The sequence below is a fragment of the Paenibacillus sp. JCM 9796 genome (genome assembly GCF_055379675.1).
This window is the reverse complement of record NZ_AP043723.1, coordinates 1364502-1379763: the sequence shown is the minus strand read 5'-3', so window position 1 is coordinate 1379763 and position 15262 is coordinate 1364502. Positions and strand designations below refer to the sequence as shown.

16 protein-coding genes are annotated in these 15262 nt (G+C 56.6%); 10 read left to right on the top strand and 6 right to left on the bottom strand.

Annotated features, from left to right (window positions below):
* Positions 1-13 precede the first annotated feature (13 nt).
* From ACZ439_RS06800 to ACZ439_RS06785, 4 genes are all read left to right on the top strand, one after another.
* Positions 14-763 carry a (Fe-S)-binding protein gene (locus ACZ439_RS06800; protein ID WP_054799986.1) on the top strand — a complete coding sequence of 250 codons (750 nt, stop codon included), beginning with the start codon at positions 14-16 and terminating at the stop codon, positions 761-763.
* Complete coding sequence (locus ACZ439_RS06795) at positions 741-2273, top strand: LutB/LldF family L-lactate oxidation iron-sulfur protein (protein ID WP_054797532.1); 1533 nt, start codon at positions 741-743, stop codon at positions 2271-2273. Before ACZ439_RS06800 ends, ACZ439_RS06795 begins: the two co-directional genes overlap by 23 nt.
* Positions 2266-3048 carry a LutC/YkgG family protein gene (locus ACZ439_RS06790; RefSeq protein ID WP_155615512.1) on the top strand — a complete coding sequence of 261 codons (783 nt, stop codon included), beginning with the start codon at positions 2266-2268 and terminating at the stop codon, positions 3046-3048. Before ACZ439_RS06795 ends, ACZ439_RS06790 begins: the two co-directional genes overlap by 8 nt.
* Before the next feature lie 385 nt (positions 3049-3433).
* On the top strand, positions 3434-4015 hold the full coding sequence (locus ACZ439_RS06785; protein ID WP_054797848.1) for a hypothetical protein: 582 nt from the start codon (positions 3434-3436) through the stop codon (positions 4013-4015).
* Positions 4016-4202: 187 nt separating this feature from the next.
* On the opposite strand, the gene nagA is transcribed toward ACZ439_RS06785, so the two are convergent.
* From nagA to mtnK, 5 genes are all read right to left on the bottom strand, one after another.
* Complete coding sequence (gene nagA, locus ACZ439_RS06780) at positions 4203-5393, bottom strand: N-acetylglucosamine-6-phosphate deacetylase (RefSeq protein ID WP_054800152.1); 1191 nt, start codon at positions 5391-5393, stop codon at positions 4203-4205.
* Positions 5390-6118: a glucosamine-6-phosphate deaminase gene (nagB, locus tag ACZ439_RS06775; RefSeq protein WP_054797861.1), complete on the bottom strand. Its 729-nt coding sequence runs from the start codon at positions 6116-6118 to the stop codon at positions 5390-5392. Before nagB ends, nagA begins: the two co-directional genes overlap by 4 nt.
* Before the next feature lie 4 nt (positions 6119-6122).
* Positions 6123-6980: a MurR/RpiR family transcriptional regulator gene (locus ACZ439_RS06770; protein WP_464620791.1), complete on the bottom strand. Its 858-nt coding sequence runs from the start codon at positions 6978-6980 to the stop codon at positions 6123-6125.
* Between the two features lie 379 nt (positions 6981-7359).
* Complete coding sequence (gene mtnA / locus ACZ439_RS06765) at positions 7360-8442, bottom strand: S-methyl-5-thioribose-1-phosphate isomerase (RefSeq protein WP_127609066.1); 1083 nt, start codon at positions 8440-8442, stop codon at positions 7360-7362.
* Positions 8443-8681: 239 nt separating this feature from the next.
* Positions 8682-9887, bottom strand: coding sequence for an S-methyl-5-thioribose kinase (mtnK, locus tag ACZ439_RS06760; protein WP_141336378.1), 1206 nt, complete (start codon positions 9885-9887; stop codon positions 8682-8684).
* Between the two features lie 215 nt (positions 9888-10102).
* Between mtnK and ACZ439_RS06755 the strand changes: the two genes are divergently transcribed.
* Positions 10103-10264 (top strand): hypothetical protein, encoded by a 162-nt coding sequence (locus ACZ439_RS06755; RefSeq protein WP_164751915.1) that lies wholly within the window; start codon positions 10103-10105, stop codon positions 10262-10264.
* Between the two features lie 99 nt (positions 10265-10363).
* Here the strand turns inward: ACZ439_RS06755 and ACZ439_RS06750 are convergent, their stop codons facing one another.
* Positions 10364-10534 (bottom strand): hypothetical protein, encoded by a 171-nt coding sequence (locus ACZ439_RS06750; protein ID WP_054797849.1) that lies wholly within the window; start codon positions 10532-10534, stop codon positions 10364-10366.
* A 152-nt stretch (positions 10535-10686) separates the two neighbouring features.
* Between ACZ439_RS06750 and ACZ439_RS06745 the strand changes: the two genes are divergently transcribed.
* The 5 genes from ACZ439_RS06745 (at position 10687) to sufU (ending at position 15229) form a co-directional block, all read left to right on the top strand.
* On the top strand, positions 10687-11259 hold the full coding sequence (locus ACZ439_RS06745) for a DUF1802 family protein (protein WP_054797850.1): 573 nt from the start codon (positions 10687-10689) through the stop codon (positions 11257-11259).
* A 164-nt stretch (positions 11260-11423) separates the two neighbouring features.
* Complete coding sequence (gene sufC / locus ACZ439_RS06740; RefSeq protein WP_054800154.1) at positions 11424-12257, top strand: Fe-S cluster assembly ATPase SufC; 834 nt, start codon at positions 11424-11426, stop codon at positions 12255-12257.
* Between the two features lie 32 nt (positions 12258-12289).
* The gene (gene sufD / locus ACZ439_RS06735; protein ID WP_464620790.1) at positions 12290-13600 is read left to right on the top strand and encodes a Fe-S cluster assembly protein SufD; all 1311 of its coding nucleotides are present in this window, start codon (positions 12290-12292) and stop codon (positions 13598-13600) included.
* Positions 13597-14820, top strand: coding sequence for a cysteine desulfurase (locus ACZ439_RS06730; RefSeq protein ID WP_464620789.1), 1224 nt, complete (start codon positions 13597-13599; stop codon positions 14818-14820). The genes sufD and ACZ439_RS06730 overlap by 4 nt, the downstream gene beginning before the upstream one ends.
* The gene (gene sufU / locus ACZ439_RS06725; protein ID WP_054797851.1) at positions 14807-15229 is read left to right on the top strand and encodes a Fe-S cluster assembly sulfur transfer protein SufU; all 423 of its coding nucleotides are present in this window, start codon (positions 14807-14809) and stop codon (positions 15227-15229) included. The genes ACZ439_RS06730 and sufU overlap by 14 nt, the downstream gene beginning before the upstream one ends.
* The last annotated feature ends 33 nt before the right edge of the window (positions 15230-15262 follow it).

Genomic DNA, 15262 nt, shown 5'->3' with positions numbered 1-15262 from the left:
ATGGGACTATGCGATGCGCGTTTCGCTATTTATTACGTGTTTGGCGGATCAGCTCTACCCCGAGGTGGGCGAGAGCGTCGTTCGTCTGCTGCACCGTTACGGCTGTGAGGTAGATTTTCCGGAAGCGCAGACATGCTGCGGACAGCCCGCCTATAACAGCGGCTATCAGGACGAAGCCCGAGAGGTCGCCCGCCAATTCATTCGCGCCTTCGAGCACAGCGACTATGTGGTCTCCCCTTCGGGCTCCTGCACCGGCATGGTTCACCATTATTATCCGCAATTGTTCGAGAAGGAGCCGGTTTGGCAGGCGAAGGCGGAAGCGCTCATCGGGAAAACGTACGAATTTTCGCAATTTCTCGTGAATGTGCTGGGCGTGAAGGATTTAGGCGCGGAACTGCCGGTGAAAGCGACCTACCATCCGTCCTGTCATGCGACCCGCTTGCTTGGCGTTCGCGAGGAGCCGGGCGAGCTGCTGCGCAACGTGAAGGGACTTGAGCTGATCGACCTGCCGAAGAAGGAAGACTGCTGCGGCTTCGGCGGTACGTTCTCCGTGAAGATGGCCGATATCTCGGAAGCGATGGTGTGCGAGAAGGCCGGCCATGTATGCTCGACGGGCGCGAATGTGCTGATCGGCTCGGATATGGGTTGTCTGATGAATATCGACGGCCGGTTGAATAAAGAGAACAAGCCGGTGCGCGTCATGCATTTGGCCCAGGTGCTCGAAGAAGGAGTGAAGCGCAGTGAGTCTAAAAGCCGAAACTGACAAACAATTGATCGGCACGGGGCTGAAGCGGAGAACCGAAGAAGCGCTTGCCAACGAGTTTCTGCGCAAAGCCGTCTCGTTCACGACGGACAAGTTGAAGACCGGGAAGCTGCAGGCGACGGACGAGTTCGGCAGCTGGGAGGCATGGCGCGAACGCGGCAGAGAGATCCGCAAGCATGTCGTCGAGAACCTGGACTATTACTTGACGCAATTCTCCGATAACGTGGCTAAGGCCGGCGGCAACGTCTATTTCTGCTCAACCGGCGAGGAAGCGGTGCAAACCTTCCTCGAGATCGCCAAGAAGCGGGACGCCAAGCTGGTGGCGAAGGGCAAGTCGATGGTGTCCGAGGAAATCCGCCTGAACCATCGGCTGGAGGAGCAGGGCATTGAAGCGATCGAAACCGACCTCGGCGAATACATCCTTCAGCTGGCCCAAGAAACGCCGTCGCATCTGATCATACCGGCTATACATAAGAACAAGCAGCAAATCGCGGACTTGTTCTCGAATGAAGCGGGCGAGAAGTTCGCGCCCGATACGAAAGTGCTGGCGGGGTACGCACGCGGACGCTTGCGCAACTATTTCCTTGAAGCGGACATCGGGTTGACCGGCTGTAATTTCGGCGTGGCGGAATCCGGGGCGATTACGCTTGTTTCGAACGAAGGCAACGGGCGTATGGTCTCAACGGTGCCCCCATGCCACGTCGTGATCATGGGGATGGAACGGCTCGTGCCGACGTACGACGATTTGGAGGTCATGCTGAACCTGCTGGCGCGCAGCGCCACCGGTCAGAAGCTGACGACCTACACGTCGATGATTACGGGGCCGCGCCGCGAAGGGGAGCTCGACGGACCGGAGGAGCTGCATCTGATCATTCTCGACAACGGACGCTCCGCACAGCTTGGCGATCCGGTATTTCAAGAAGTGCTGCACTGCATCCGCTGCGCCGCCTGCTTGAATGCCTGCCCGGTCTACCGCCATGTGGGCGGCCATACCTACGGCAGCGTATACAGCGGCCCGATCGGCGCCGTGCTGACGCCGCTGCTGCAGCAGGATATGAAGGAGGCCGGGCAGTTGGCGTATGCGTCCAGCTTGTGCGGCGCCTGTTACGAGGCTTGTCCGGTGAAAATACCGCTGCACGACATGCTCGTCCAGCTGCGTGCCCGCAAAGTGAAGCAGGGCTTCACGCCTCTGGCCGAGCGGATTGCGTTCAAGACGTTCCAAACGGCGTTCGGCCATGTGAAGCTGTATAAGCTGGCGGCCCGGTCCGCGTATTACGCGCTGAAGCCTTTCGCGAAGCGGGGCTACCTCAAGAAGGCGCCGGGACCGGCGGCGGGATGGACGCAGTCGCGCCACTTCCCGATGCTGGCGGAACGCCCGTTCCGGGATCGCTGGAGCGAGCTGCAGCGGGAGCTGAAGCGGCAGCCGGCGAAGGCCGCGACCGCAGCGAATGAGGCGGATGCGCTTGCCAATCAAGAGCAGCCACCGCAAGGAGGGCGGCAGCATGACTAAAGGAACGATACGAGGCCGGGAAGCGTTCATGGCGAAGCTCTCATCGGGACTCGGGCGGCAAGCCGTCCCGACGCAGCCGCCGGCGCACCCGAATCGCGGCGTGCCGGATTTTTATAAAGAGATCGCTTGGACGACGGAGGAAAAGATTGAAGCGTTCAGCCGCAATTGGACCGCGTTGACGGGCAAAGTGCTCGTCGTCGAGGAAGCGGAGGCCCGCGCGAAGATCGGCGAATGGCTGCGCGAGATCGCGGCCGAGCTCGGCGTCACCGGCGTATCCCGCTGGGAGCACGAAGGGCTGAAGGCGCTCGGGCTCGACGAAACGCTGGCGGCGGACGGCATCCCGGTCGTGCCGTGGCGGCCGATCGGGGAGGGCTCGCCGCTGGCGCCGGACCCGGCTGCAGCGGCGAGCGCCGTTGGCCCGGGCTGGGCGCGGCGAAGCGCGCTGCTTCGCCGTACGGAGCGCTGCGAGCTCGGCGTCGTCTGGCCGGATTACGCCGTCGCGGGCACGGCTACGCTTGTGCTGCAATGCTCGCCGCACCGCGGCCGTTCGGTCAGCCTGCTGACGAGCACTCTGTTCGCGGTGTTCCGCGCCGACCAGCTCGTCACGCGGATGGGCGAAGCGTTCGCGCACCTGAGCAGAGGAACCGAGACGCCGGAACAGTACGCCTCCTCGATCAACCTGATTACCGGTCCGAGCCGCAGCGCCGATATCGAGAACGATCTGACGATTGGCATTCACGGGCCCGGCAACGTCTATGCGGTCATCATCAAATAACCCCGGTTTCCGTCAGATGCTGCGTGCAGGCGAACGCGTTTCGGCGTACGTGCGTGCATACGCGGTTCGGGCTGCGCCTCTTTCATCCGCTCGTATAGGCCGATCGTCATGCGCGGCCAAAGGCCCGGGACCTATCGCACTCTCACACCTGTCATAGCTTCCAAAGACCGTAGATAACGGTCTTTTTTTGTTGCACACTTAGGAGACGGAGCCGTAGTGAAGACAAATAAAGGAGAGGAGACAGGAGGATTGAAGATTATTCGACGGCATTCGACAGACACTTTTCTTCAATTTCTCCTAATCTAATAAACTCCTAATATTTGACTGAAACTTTCTGAAAGAATCCCGGTTATAGTATAAGTATCAAGCAAGGAGGGTGACAGGAATGAAAGTTATGCAGCTTCTCCACAAAGGTAAAGTTTACAACGGATGCGTTTCTTACGCAGGATCGGATTTGATGGAAGTCTCCTTCGAGGAGCCTTCGACGATTAGCGGCGGAGATTCGGTGATCTGTTTCAATTTTCAAGAGCGCGTGCAGATGCGTGTGCTGCAGGTATCCCGGAGCAAGCTGGTCCTGGTTCCGGCCGATTCGGAAGTGTTCAAGATCCAAGCCCAGCGCGATACCAACTACGATATGTACCGGGATGAAGATGTATCCTTCTCCAGCTATAAACTGAACACCTACGGCACGATCAACGACGATTTCAAAACGACGGCGGTTCGTTACTGCTCGCTAAGCCGCTTGGGATTCGGTTTCGAGGTCAACGATTTTTCGGTTAAAATGAACCATGTGTACGACACTATGATCATCTGCGACGACGAGGCGATTCACCCGAAAATCATCGTTCGATACGCACATATTCAAGAGCGTACGATTCGTTACGGCGCGGAGATTCACGCGATTTCGCCGTCCGACTTGAATAAGCTGAGATACTATATCATCACCCAGCAGTTTCGTGAAAATTAAGGGGGTCCTGTGATGACCGAGTGCGATCCGGCGTTTCGCTTGCAGCGAGACGGCCGGTTTTTTTGTTGCCGCATCAAGCGGTGCGCATTGCTTTCATGACAGCCCCAAAAAAACGTCCGGGAAAAATCAAAAATCCGCACGTTTTATGGCTGTAACCGCAGCATGGCCCCAAAGCCGGCCGCACTAATTATTCGCTCGTTGTCGCATGGCCTTCGACCCAGACGCGCCCGATTTGCAGCTGCGGCGATACCAGCAGCAAATCGGCCAGCTTGCCTTCGGAGATCGTCCCGGTTTGCTCCAGACAGCCGATCGCTTTGGCCGGATTGTGGCTGGCCAGCCTGCTCGCTTCCTCGACGCTCAGGCCGACCCGCTCGACCATGAAGCGCAGCGCCTGGATCATGGTCAGCGTGCTGCCGGCCAGGGTGTTGCCTGCTTTCAACCGGGCGACGCCGTCATCCACGATGACCGGAAGGCCGCCGAGGTCGTATTCGCCGCTGCCGAGACCTGCGGCCGACATCGCATCCGTAATGAGCAGCAGGTTGTCCTTCCGTTTCGCCAGCGTCAACAGTTTAATGGCGGCCGGGTGGACATGATGCCCGTCTGCGATCACTTCGGCGTTGATGACCTCTTCGGTCAGTACGGCGCCGACAACGCCGGGATTGCGATGGTGGAGTCCGGTCATGGCGTTAAACGTATGAACGGCGTGGCGCAGACCGTAACGCGTCGCTTCCACCATTTGATCATAGGTTGCATCGGTGTGTCCTGCGGAGGCCACGATGCCTTGATCCGTCAAGCGCCGAATAAGCGGAAGCGCGTTCTCGCGCTCCGGGGCCAGCGTCATCATCCGGATCAGACCCGGGAATTCCTCCGTCCAGGCATCGAGCCAGTCGGCTTGCGGATCGACGATGAAGCTCGGGTTTTGCGCGCCGGGCCATTTGGGGCTGATGAACGGTCCTTCCAGATGAACGCCGCCCAATCGCGCATAAGGGGAACCGGCCTTCCTGTAGGCGTCTGCGGCTCGCAGCACGGCTTCGATCGCTTCGCGCGATTGGGTAACGGTCGTGGCGAGAAGCGTCGTTGTGCCTTGGCTGTTATGAAACTTCGTAATGCCGTCGATCGCTTCTTTCGTCGCCTCCATGAAATCGTACCCGTACCCGCCATGCACATGAACGTCGATAAAGCCGGGCAGCAGCCAGCTGCCTGCCGCATCGACGCGCTGCAGGGCTGTGTTCGCCTGCCGTTCATCCAAGCCGTCCATCGACCCGGCGGCGGCGATCCGTCCTTCGCCGTTAATCGCCACGTATCCGTCGCGGATCGTCTCGTTCTCCTTGACGACCTGGGCGTTAACGATAAGCGTACTCCAATTTGCGCTTTTCATGATAATAAGCTCCCCGCTTCCGCATCCAACAGAACGACCACATTCGGATGAGTTTGCAGCAGCGAAGCCGGACATTCCGTCGTAATCGGACCTTGCAGGGCTTGTTTGACGATTTCCGCCTTATCTTTGCCGCGAACAACGAGCAGAATCATTTTCGCTTTCAAAATGGTGCCGACCCCCATCGTAATCGCCTTCGTCGGCACTTGCTCCGGGGTATCGAAGAAGCGGGCGTTGGCCGCACGCGTCTGCTCGCGCAGCTCGACCACATGCGTGCCGCGAATAAGTGCGCCGTCCGGCTCGTTGAAGCCGATGTGCCCGTTGTGCCCGAGCCCGAGCAATTGCAGGTCGATCTGTCCGACCTGCTCCAGAAGCGTTTCGTACCGGAGGCATTCGGCCTCGAGGTCGGCGGCCATTCCGTTCGGGATATGGCACCGTTCGGGGGCGATATCCACGTGCGCGAGCAGCTGCTCCTGCATGAATGCGTAGTAGCTTGCCGCATGGTTCCGGTCGAGACCGACATATTCGTCGAGGTTGAACGAAGACGCCTTGCCGAAGCTGACGGTGCCTTGCTTGCAGGCACTCACAAGCTTCTTATAGATGCCCACGGGTGTACCGCCTGTCGCAAGTCCCAGCTTGGCGCGCGGATTCGTTTGCAGCAGGCTGACGATGATACCGGAGCCGGCTTCGTTTAACGCTTCCTGGGTTTCGAACTTTATGATATTCATAAGCTCATCTCCCTTTTTCTTTCCGGTATTTTTTCACTTGCTGGAACGATTGTTCAAGCTGGGGCACATAGTCGTCGAAGTCTTCGCTGACGAGCGCCGTGAATAAAATATCGACCACATGCAGCTGCGCGATGCGCGACGCCATATCGCCGCGGCGCATGCCCTCCTCTAAGGAGGAGGCGAATAGCCGGATATCGGCGGCTTGCGAAATCCGGTTGGAGCCGAACTTCGTCAGCGAGAGGGTGACGGCGCCGCGTTCTTTGGCGCATAACAGCGCATCGTACGTCTCCACGGTATCGCCGGAATACGAGATGGCGACCGCTACGTCGCCTTCCTCCAAGCTGGAGGCGGACGTTATTTGCATGTGGGAGTCCGGCCAGTAGTGCGCCATGATCCCTATGCGGACAAGCTTCTGCTGAAAATCGAGCGCGACGATGCCGGAGGTGGCCACACCGTACAGATCGATTCGTTTCGCCGCCCGGAGCGCGTCGACCGCTTGCTGCACCGCCTGAAGATCGAGCTGGCGCGTCGTATCCGAGATGGAGCGGATATGGTTCATCTCGATCGCCTGAACGATGCTGTGCAGCGAATTGCCCGCCACGATATCTTGGTACGTCGAATGGGTGGGCGTTACCGCGAGTTCTGCGCCCAGCTTCATGCGAAAGTCGCTGAGCCCTTTGAACATCAGATTGCGGCAAAAGCGCGAAACCGTTGCCGTGCTCGTTCCCGAACGGTCGGCAAGCTCGGTTATGCTGGATTGGACCGCCTCATGCGGGTGCTCCAGCACATATTGCGCAAGCTCCTGCTCCTTGCGGTTCATCTGCCCCTGACTTTCGCGTATCGCTTGTAAAATGCCGGACATAGGATCACCCTGTATTCATATATTAAAAAATTTTACTTAAAACGTCATATATTTAAGAAAATATTTTTCATATTCATACTTATCATATCCCAAACAGGATCGCTTTACAACAGCTTCTTCCATTGACTTTACCGATTTCCGCGGCATCCTCTCCTATGAAGGCGGGGCCGCCTTTGGAGGAGAGATAATTAAAAAGGCCGCTGCCATTCCGCGAGGAAAGCAGCGACCTTATGCATGGTTACAAAGGATACAATAGCGGATGGCTAATCACAAGAATCGGCTGCTAGAGTTCCGCTGTTTTCGCAGGGAGCGAGAGGCCCGCCGGTCGCGAGCCCAAGCTTTACTAGGTCTGCCAGGTCCGTAAGCTCGACACTTTCAGTCAGGTAAACAGCTTTTTCAGGTTCTCGCCATACGGTGCGCGAACGACGCCTTTTTCCGTAATAATCGCGGTCACGTACTCGTTCGGCGTCACGTCGAACGCGGGGTTGTACACTTTGACGCCGACCGGAGCGGTTCGTTTGCCGAAGCCTTGCGTAATTTCGTCTTCGTGCCGTTCCTCGATCGGAATGTCTGCGCCGCTCGGCGTGTTCAGATCAATGGTCGACATCGGGCAGGCGACATAGAACGGGATACCGTGCGCTTTGGCGAGCACCGCAACGCTGTATGTGCCGATCTTGTTGGCCACATCGCCGTTCGCGGCGACGCGGTCTGTGCCTACGATAACGGCCTGCACCCAGCCTTTAGCCATCACGGCGCCGGCCATGTTGTCGCAGATCAGCGTCACGTCGACGCCGGCCTGCTGCAGCTCGAACGCCGTTAAACGTGCGCCCTGCAGTACCGGACGCGTTTCGTCGGCGAACACCTTCAGCGCGATGCCTTTCTCCTTGGCAAGGTACATCGGCGCCAGCGCCGTGCCGTACCGCGCCGTGGCGAGGCCTCCTGCGTTGCAGTGCGTGAGGACGCCCATGCCGTCCTCGAACAACTCAAGCGCGTGCTCGCCGATCAGGCGGCACGTTTCCTCATCCTCGGCCTGGATCGCAGCGGCCTCGTCCAGAAGCGCGCGCTTGGCCGCCTCCGTCTCCACGCCCTCGCCGGATGCGCCTAACAGCGCTTCCGCCCGCGCCCGCATCCGGTCCAGCGCCCAGAACAAATTGACTGCCGTCGGACGGCTCGTCGCCAAATAATCGCATTGGCGGCCGACTTCCGCCAGTAACGCTTCGCGGCTGCCGTCGAACGACCGGACGCCCAGGTATACCCCGAATGCGGCCGCGATGCCGATGGCAGGCGCGCCCCGTACGGCGAGCTGCTTAATCGCATCCCATACTTGCTTCGCCGTCGTCAGCTCCAAATATACGATCTCATCGGGCAGCAGCCTTTGATCGAGCAGATCGAGCCGGTCCTCCAGCGAGTTCCAGCGAACCGATTGCAGCCAATCGGCCGCAGGTGTTTGTTGTGTCGTCATCGTCCATTCTCTCCTTACCGGGTGATCGCTCACCTTACGCGCGTACTTTGGTATGCAAACGGGTATGCAAACTTCCCGCTTAGACGGACGCCCAAGTGCTGCACCTATCCCCGCAACACTTGGGCGATCCGTCGCTGCTTTTTACTTATGCCCAAGCATCCGCAAACGGATCTTGCGCTTTGTGACGTACCGAACCGCTTGGGCTCATGGCCCGGCAGGCCCTTATAACTCCGATTTTATTAATGGACGGCCTTATCCGCGATTTCGATCAACTGCTCGATCGAATCCGCCTGCCGGTTAAACTTGATCAGCGAAGTTCCGATCGCCAGCGCGATGCGCTGGGCGCGTTCTTTCGCAGCTTCGTCCTCCAGCTTATTGATGTCGGCCACCTGGGCCAGACCGTGCACGCGGCGCACCATCTTGCTGCCGGTAAACCCGAACGTATCGCGGAGCACTTCCTTCATGTACCAATCCTGATAGCCGGCCGTCTTCGACACGCGGTCGACGCCATGCTCGTTCCAAAGCGAACGGAATTCCGCTTCGAACTTGGTCCAGATGTCGCGAATGGTTTGCGTCAAGTAAGCGCGGTACGATTTACGGGAGTCGGCGTCTGCGCTCCAGCCTTCCTGAGAGGCGAAGTTGAGCAGCAGGTTGGCGAGAACGGCGCCGATATCGAAGCCCATAGGTCCATAATAGGCGAATTCCGGGTCGATCACTTTCGTCGAGTCCGCTTTAATGAAGATGCTGCCGGTATGTAAATCGCCGTGCAGCAGCGATTGCGCATGGGTTAAAAATTTCCCGCGCAATATAGCAACCTCCAAGTGTAAGGCCTGATCCTTCCAAACGGCTTCGACCGCGTCGCGGATCGCCGGGGGCACGTTATTATTCGGCGAATCGGTATACGGATCGTCGAAGATCAAATCTTCCGTAATTTTGCAAAGCTCCGGGTTGATGAACCGCTTCACCTGTTCTTTCTTCTGCTGCTGGTTCATCCCGAGATCGGACGTGTAAAAAAGCGTATGCGCCAGGAAAGTCGCGATATGTCCGGCGAAAAGCGGATACCGATTGCCGTCCATCAAGCCTTTGCGCATAATGACGTGGTCGCTCAAATCCTGCATGACGGTCAGCGCCAAATCCGGCTCATACGCATATACGTGCGGAACCAGGTCCGGGCACAGCTTGCCCTGAATGATAAGCGCTTCGCTCTCGATCCGGGCGCGGTCGAGGGTCAGCGGCCAAGATTCGCCTACGACCTTTGCATAAGGTAGCGCCTGCTTGAGAATAATGCTTTTACCGGAAGCTGGTTCAGAAATATGAAACACTAAATTTAAGTTGCCGTCGCCGATTTCCCGGCAGACCAACTCGCTGTTCTTGGAGAACAAGTCAGGTATGGAGCGGGCGTATTCAATGGCTTGGGCTTCGGAAAGTGCATGATAACCGGGCATGAGATGAATTCCTCCTTTTACACTAGAAAAACTTTTCATTGTATCAGTATAAAGCAATTTGATGTCGGTTGGAATAGCGGAAAACGGGGCGAGGCCAAGCAGGTCCGGCGTTTTAACAAAAAATTCACACCGCGGTAATCCTCCCGTAACGCTTGTTTATCAAACTGATACTTACAAAAGTTCATTTCTGGCTCTTATTCCGGAGGTCGATGGATGTGATTAAGATGCTGCAAAGAGCGCTGCTTGCGTTAGCTTCGCTCGCGGTCCTGACGGCGCTGGGGTTTGCCGCGGCTTTGCGCGACGATCCGTCGATGGATTCCGGCGCCAATCCTATGAAAGCGAACCTGCAGCAGCTGGAGCGTATAACGAATAAGTAGCGGATGTATGTATGGAATCAAACCCGTAATAAACAGGCAGGAAAGGGAGGGCGAACGCCTTCCCTTTTCCGCTTGGCGGCGTTCGGGCCGCGCATCGTCCTAGAAGGACGATCTGTTGCGATGCTCCACCAAATCGATCGCGCCAAGCACAACGTGAGCGAGACCGAAGCCGAAGACTGCAGCGGCAGCCATCGGATACTTGTTGCGAAGAGCGGCGCCGGACGCCGTGACAGCCGTGCCTAATACTGCTGGAATAAGACCTTCGCGCATGGTCCTTCACCCTCCTTGCATCTCGTAATGATGTAGCCCTATTAGCATCAATTAATGAGATCGATTTTATGCCGGTTCGGAATTGCATTGTTTTGGTTAAAAAACTATAATATCAGAATGGTTAACTGACAGGTGAGGGGGGGGAAGCGACCTTGAGCGAAGTCATCGGATTGAAGGAATGGGCTGTAGCCGTAGAAGCGTTGGAACAAGGAAAGCAAATCCTGATCATGCGCAAGGGAGGCATTCGTGAAGAGACGAGGGACTTCGAAGTAGAGAGCGACAGTTTCTATCTTTATCCGACCTACGAGCACCAGCGGCAGGAGCTGGTGAAGCCGCCGTACGCGCCGCGCGTCGAAGCGTTAGCTTCGGCCTGGAACCGGGAACAGTCCGAGCTGACGGTCCGTTGTTATGCCGAACTGGCCGAGGACATCCTTATCGACTCGCAAGAACAGCTGGACAAGCTGAGATCGTTTCATATTTGGACAGACAGGTTCGCGGAAGAACGGCTGAAGTGGAAGCGGACGAAGCCGCTGCATGTCATGCTGCTGCGGGTACATACGTTGGACGAGCCGGTTCGGGTGCCGATTTTACCCGAATATAACGGATGCAAGTCGTGGATCGGGCTGCCTGCCGAGCGGCTGCATGCGGCGGCGCGTACGCCCGTATTAAGCGATGAGGCGTTCGCCAAACGGGTCGACGAAGTGAAAACGGCGTTAAACGGCTAAAAACAAAGAATTTACGCCAAAAATCGCGCGTCTAGGTATTTATTGATTCCAAATGGTAAGATTTAATAGTATATTATGATTGAGAATCATTGAGAATCAGTTTAGAATGATTCTAAAGAGAAAACAATTCCAAAAAATACAGGGAAGCACGGAGGCAACTACACATGGCAAATTCTCCTCATTTTCAAATAGAGGGCTTGAAAGCGGCAATTGAAGGCAAAGAAATTTTGAAGGGCCTCAGCCTTGAAATTAAAGGCGGCGAAGTTCACGCCATTATGGGTCCGAACGGTACGGGTAAAAGTACGCTGGCATCCACGCTGATGGGTCATCCGAAATACGAGGTGACCGCAGGCTCGGTCGTGCTTGACGGCGAAGACGTGCTGGAAATGGCGACCGACGAAAGAGCGCGCGCGGGCTTGTTCCTGGCGATGCAGTATCCGAGCGAAATTACCGGTGTCACGAACGCCGACTTCCTGCGCAGCGCGATCAATGCACGCCGTGAGGAAGGCAGCGAAATTTCGCTGATTAAATTTATCCGTCTGATGGAAGGCAAGATGAAGGAACTGGAAATGAACCCTGAGTTCATGCACCGCTACCTGAACGAAGGCTTCTCCGGCGGGGAGAAAAAGCGCAATGAAATTTTGCAAATGCTGATGCTCGACCCGAGAATCGTCATTCTTGACGAGATCGACTCCGGCCTTGACATCGACGCCCTGCGCATCGTAGCAAACGGTGTAAACGCTATGCGTTCCGAAGATCGCGGCTTCTTGATCATCACGCACTACCAACGTCTCTTGAACTACATTAAACCGGACTTTGTCCACGTGATGATGCAAGGCCGCATCGTGAAATCCGGGGGTCCTGAGCTCGCAGAACGTCTTGAGAACGAAGGCTATGACTGGGTGAAGGAAGAGCTCGGAATCGTCGACGAAACCGTCGGGGGTACTGAAGAAGAGTTCAAAATCCCGATGAATACGACGGCTCCGAAATACCAATAAGCGACCCGGGAGGGACAGGAGGAAATTAACTGATGAGCACACAAACTCTTCCGATCGACCGCGTAAGCTTGGTGGAGCAGTCCAAAGCACGGAAAGAACCCGAATGGATGACGTCTTTGCGTGAACAGGCGCTTGAACTCGCAGGAACGCTCGATTGGCCCGTATTGGAAAAAACAAGAATCGACCGTTGGAATTTGACTTCCTTCGGCACTTATAAAAAGCCGGATGCGTTGGCAACGCTTGAGGCGCTTCCGGAATCCGCCAAGTCTCTGCTGTCCGTCGGCGGCGAAGGCACGCAGGACAACCTGATTATACAGCGCAATTCCGGCGTCGTTTACAGCCGTCTGTCGGACACGCTTAAGCAGCAGGGCGTTATTTTCTCCAGTCTGGAGGAAGCGCTGGAGACGCACGGCGATCTGGTGAAATCGCATTTTATGAGCGTAGTCGGCAAGGAGGAGAACCGTTTGACGGCGCTGCATGCGGCGCTTTGGAGCGGCGGCGTATTCCTGTACGTGCCGAAGAACGTTGCAGTCGACGTTCCGGTGCAGGCTTTGTTCCTGACAGACGACGGCGAAGCGAGCTTCTCGCCGCACGTGCTGATCGTTGCCGAGCAGCATGCTTCCGTTACTTACGTGGACAACTTCGTATCCGAAGGCAGCCTGAACGGTCTTGTGCAGAACGGCGTTGTGGAAATTGTCGCGAAGCCGGGCGCGAAAGTAACCTTTGCTTCGGTTCATAACTTGAACGAGTCCGTCACGGATCTGACTTACCGCCGCGCGCTGCTGGAGAACGATGCGCAAATCGAATGGATCGTCGGGGAGATGCATTACGGCAATGCAATATCCGATACGACGTCGATTCTGAAAGGAAACGGCTCGAACTCGGACGCCAAAGTAATCTGTGTCGGCACGAACGATCAGAAGCTGAACGTGACGACACGCGCCGTTCATTTCGGCAAAAGCTCCGACAGTAACATGATTACCCGTGCGGTCATGCGCGACGAAGCGACGGCGATCATCAACGGCATCACGAAGATCGAACACGGCGCGACCAAAGCGAACGGCGAGCAAACGGAGAAAGTGCTGATGCTCAGCCCTAAATCCCGCGGCGACGCGAATCCGATCCTGCTGATCGACGAAGATGATGTAACGGCAGGCCATGCGGCATCCGTCGGACAAGTAAATCCGGAGCAAGTGTACTACCTGATGTCCCGCGGTATTTCACGCGAAGAAGCGCAGCGCCTTATCATCTACGGATTTTTGGATCCGGTCGTTACCGAAATTCCGCTGGAGCAAATCCGCTCGCAGCTGCAACAACTCGTCGAAAGGAAGTTGGGACAATGAACACGGAGATCCGGAGTCAGTTTCCCATCTTGAACCAAGAAATTAACGGCCATCCGCTCGTGTATCTGGATTCTGCGGCGACGTCGCAGAAGCCGGTATCCGTCATCGAAGCCGTGAAAAAATATTACGAGTGGGACAACGCCAACGTGCATCGCGGCGTACACACCCTCGGTTCAAGAGCAACGGACGCCTATGAGGGCGCTCGCGAGAAGGTCCGGCGTTTCTTGAACGCCCGTTCTGCGGAAGAAATCATCTTCACGCGGGGTACAACGACGGCGATCAATCTGGCGGCATCGAGCTATGCGAAAGCGGTATGCGGACCGGGAGACGAAATTGTCATTACCCCGATGGAGCATCACAGCAATCTCATCCCGTGGCAGCAGGTCGCGAAAGCGACCGGCGCCTCGCTGAAATATATGCCGCTGCAGCAGGACGGCACCATTCATTTGGCGGATGTGGAGAAGACGATTACCGAGAAAACGAAGTTCGTCTCGATTACGTACGTCTCCAACGTGCTCGGTGTAGTGAATCCGGTGAAGGAAGTTGCCGCGATCGCCCACCGTCATGGCGCCAAAATTCTCGTCGACGGTGCCCAAAGTACGCCGCACAAGAAGGTCGACGTGCAGGATCTGGATTGCGATTTCTACGCCTTCTCCTCGCATAAGATGTGCGGACCGACAGGCTTCGGAGCCATGTACGGCAAGAAGGAACTGCTCCAGGAGATGGAGCCGGTCGAATTCGGCGGCGAAATGATCGATCATGTCGGGTTGTTCGACTCGACGTGGAAGGAGCTGCCGTGGAAGTTCGAAGGCGGTACGCCGATTATTGCCGGCGCCGTCGGACTCGCGGCCGCGATCGATTTCCTCGAAAGCATCGGTCTCGATGAAATTGAACGGCACGAGAAACATTTGACCGCTTATGCAATGGAGCGTATGCTGGAAGTAGACGGATTGACCGTCTACGGTCCGCAAACGAACCGTGTCGGTCTCATTACGTTCAATCTCGACGACGTGCATCCGCACGATGTGGCTACGGTGCTTGACGCCGACGGCATTGCCGTTCGCGCCGGCCACCACTGCTGCCAGCCTCTGATGCGCTGGTTGAACGTGACGGCAACGGCTCGCGCCAGCTTTTACTTATACAACAACGAAGCGGATATTGACCGTTTGATCGCTTCCCTCATCAAAACAAAGGAGTACTTCGGTCATGCAATTGGATGATTTATACCGCCGCGTCATCATGGATCATTATAAAAACCCGCGTAACCGCGGCAGCTTCGAAGGCGAGTCGGTCAGCATCGATCTGAACAACCCGACGTGCGGCGACAAAATTCAGCTGCAAATGCAAATCGAAGAAGGTAAGGTCAAAGCCGCAAAATTTCTAGGCGACGGCTGCTCGATCAGCTTGTCTTCCGCCTCGATGATGACGGATGCCGTGAAGGGCAAGACACTGGAAGAAGCGCTGCAGATGGCTGACAATTTTTCCGGTATGATGAAGGGCGAGCCTGTCGAATTCGAGTACGAGGATCTTGAGGCTTTGTCAGGCGTTAACAAATTCCCCGCACGGATCAAGTGCGCCACGCTCGCGTGGAACGCGCTGCGCAAAGGAATTGAACAAGCGAAGCATTGATCGGAAGCGTATATCGCAAACTAAGATCATTAA

Excerpts from the sequence above, each read along its gene's own strand:
- ACZ439_RS06800 (WP_054799986.1), top strand. The coding sequence starts at position 14 with ATGCGCGTTTCGCTATTTATTACGTGTTTGGCGGATCAGCTCTACCCC.
- sufD (WP_464620790.1), top strand. The coding sequence starts at position 12,290 with ATGAGCACACAAACTCTTCCGATCGACCGCGTAAGCTTGGTGGAGCAG.
- mtnK (WP_141336378.1), bottom strand. The coding sequence starts at position 9,887 with ATGCCCGGTTATCATGCACTTTCCGAAGCCCAAGCCATTGAATACGCC.
- ACZ439_RS06770 (WP_464620791.1), bottom strand. The coding sequence starts at position 6,980 with ATGTCCGGCATTTTACAAGCGATACGCGAAAGTCAGGGGCAGATGAAC.
- nagB (WP_054797861.1), bottom strand. The coding sequence starts at position 6,118 with ATGAATATCATAAAGTTCGAAACCCAGGAAGCGTTAAACGAAGCCGGC.
- ACZ439_RS06790 (WP_155615512.1), top strand. The coding sequence starts at position 2,266 with ATGACTAAAGGAACGATACGAGGCCGGGAAGCGTTCATGGCGAAGCTC.
- ACZ439_RS06750 (WP_054797849.1), bottom strand. The coding sequence starts at position 10,534 with ATGCGCGAAGGTCTTATTCCAGCAGTATTAGGCACGGCTGTCACGGCG.
- sufU (WP_054797851.1), top strand. The coding sequence starts at position 14,807 with ATGCAATTGGATGATTTATACCGCCGCGTCATCATGGATCATTATAAA.
- ACZ439_RS06785 (WP_054797848.1), top strand. The coding sequence starts at position 3,434 with ATGAAAGTTATGCAGCTTCTCCACAAAGGTAAAGTTTACAACGGATGC.
- sufC (WP_054800154.1), top strand. The coding sequence starts at position 11,424 with ATGGCAAATTCTCCTCATTTTCAAATAGAGGGCTTGAAAGCGGCAATT.
- mtnA (WP_127609066.1), bottom strand. The coding sequence starts at position 8,442 with ATGACGACACAACAAACACCTGCGGCCGATTGGCTGCAATCGGTTCGC.
- nagA (WP_054800152.1), bottom strand. The coding sequence starts at position 5,393 with ATGAAAAGCGCAAATTGGAGTACGCTTATCGTTAACGCCCAGGTCGTC.
- ACZ439_RS06730 (WP_464620789.1), top strand. The coding sequence starts at position 13,597 with ATGAACACGGAGATCCGGAGTCAGTTTCCCATCTTGAACCAAGAAATT.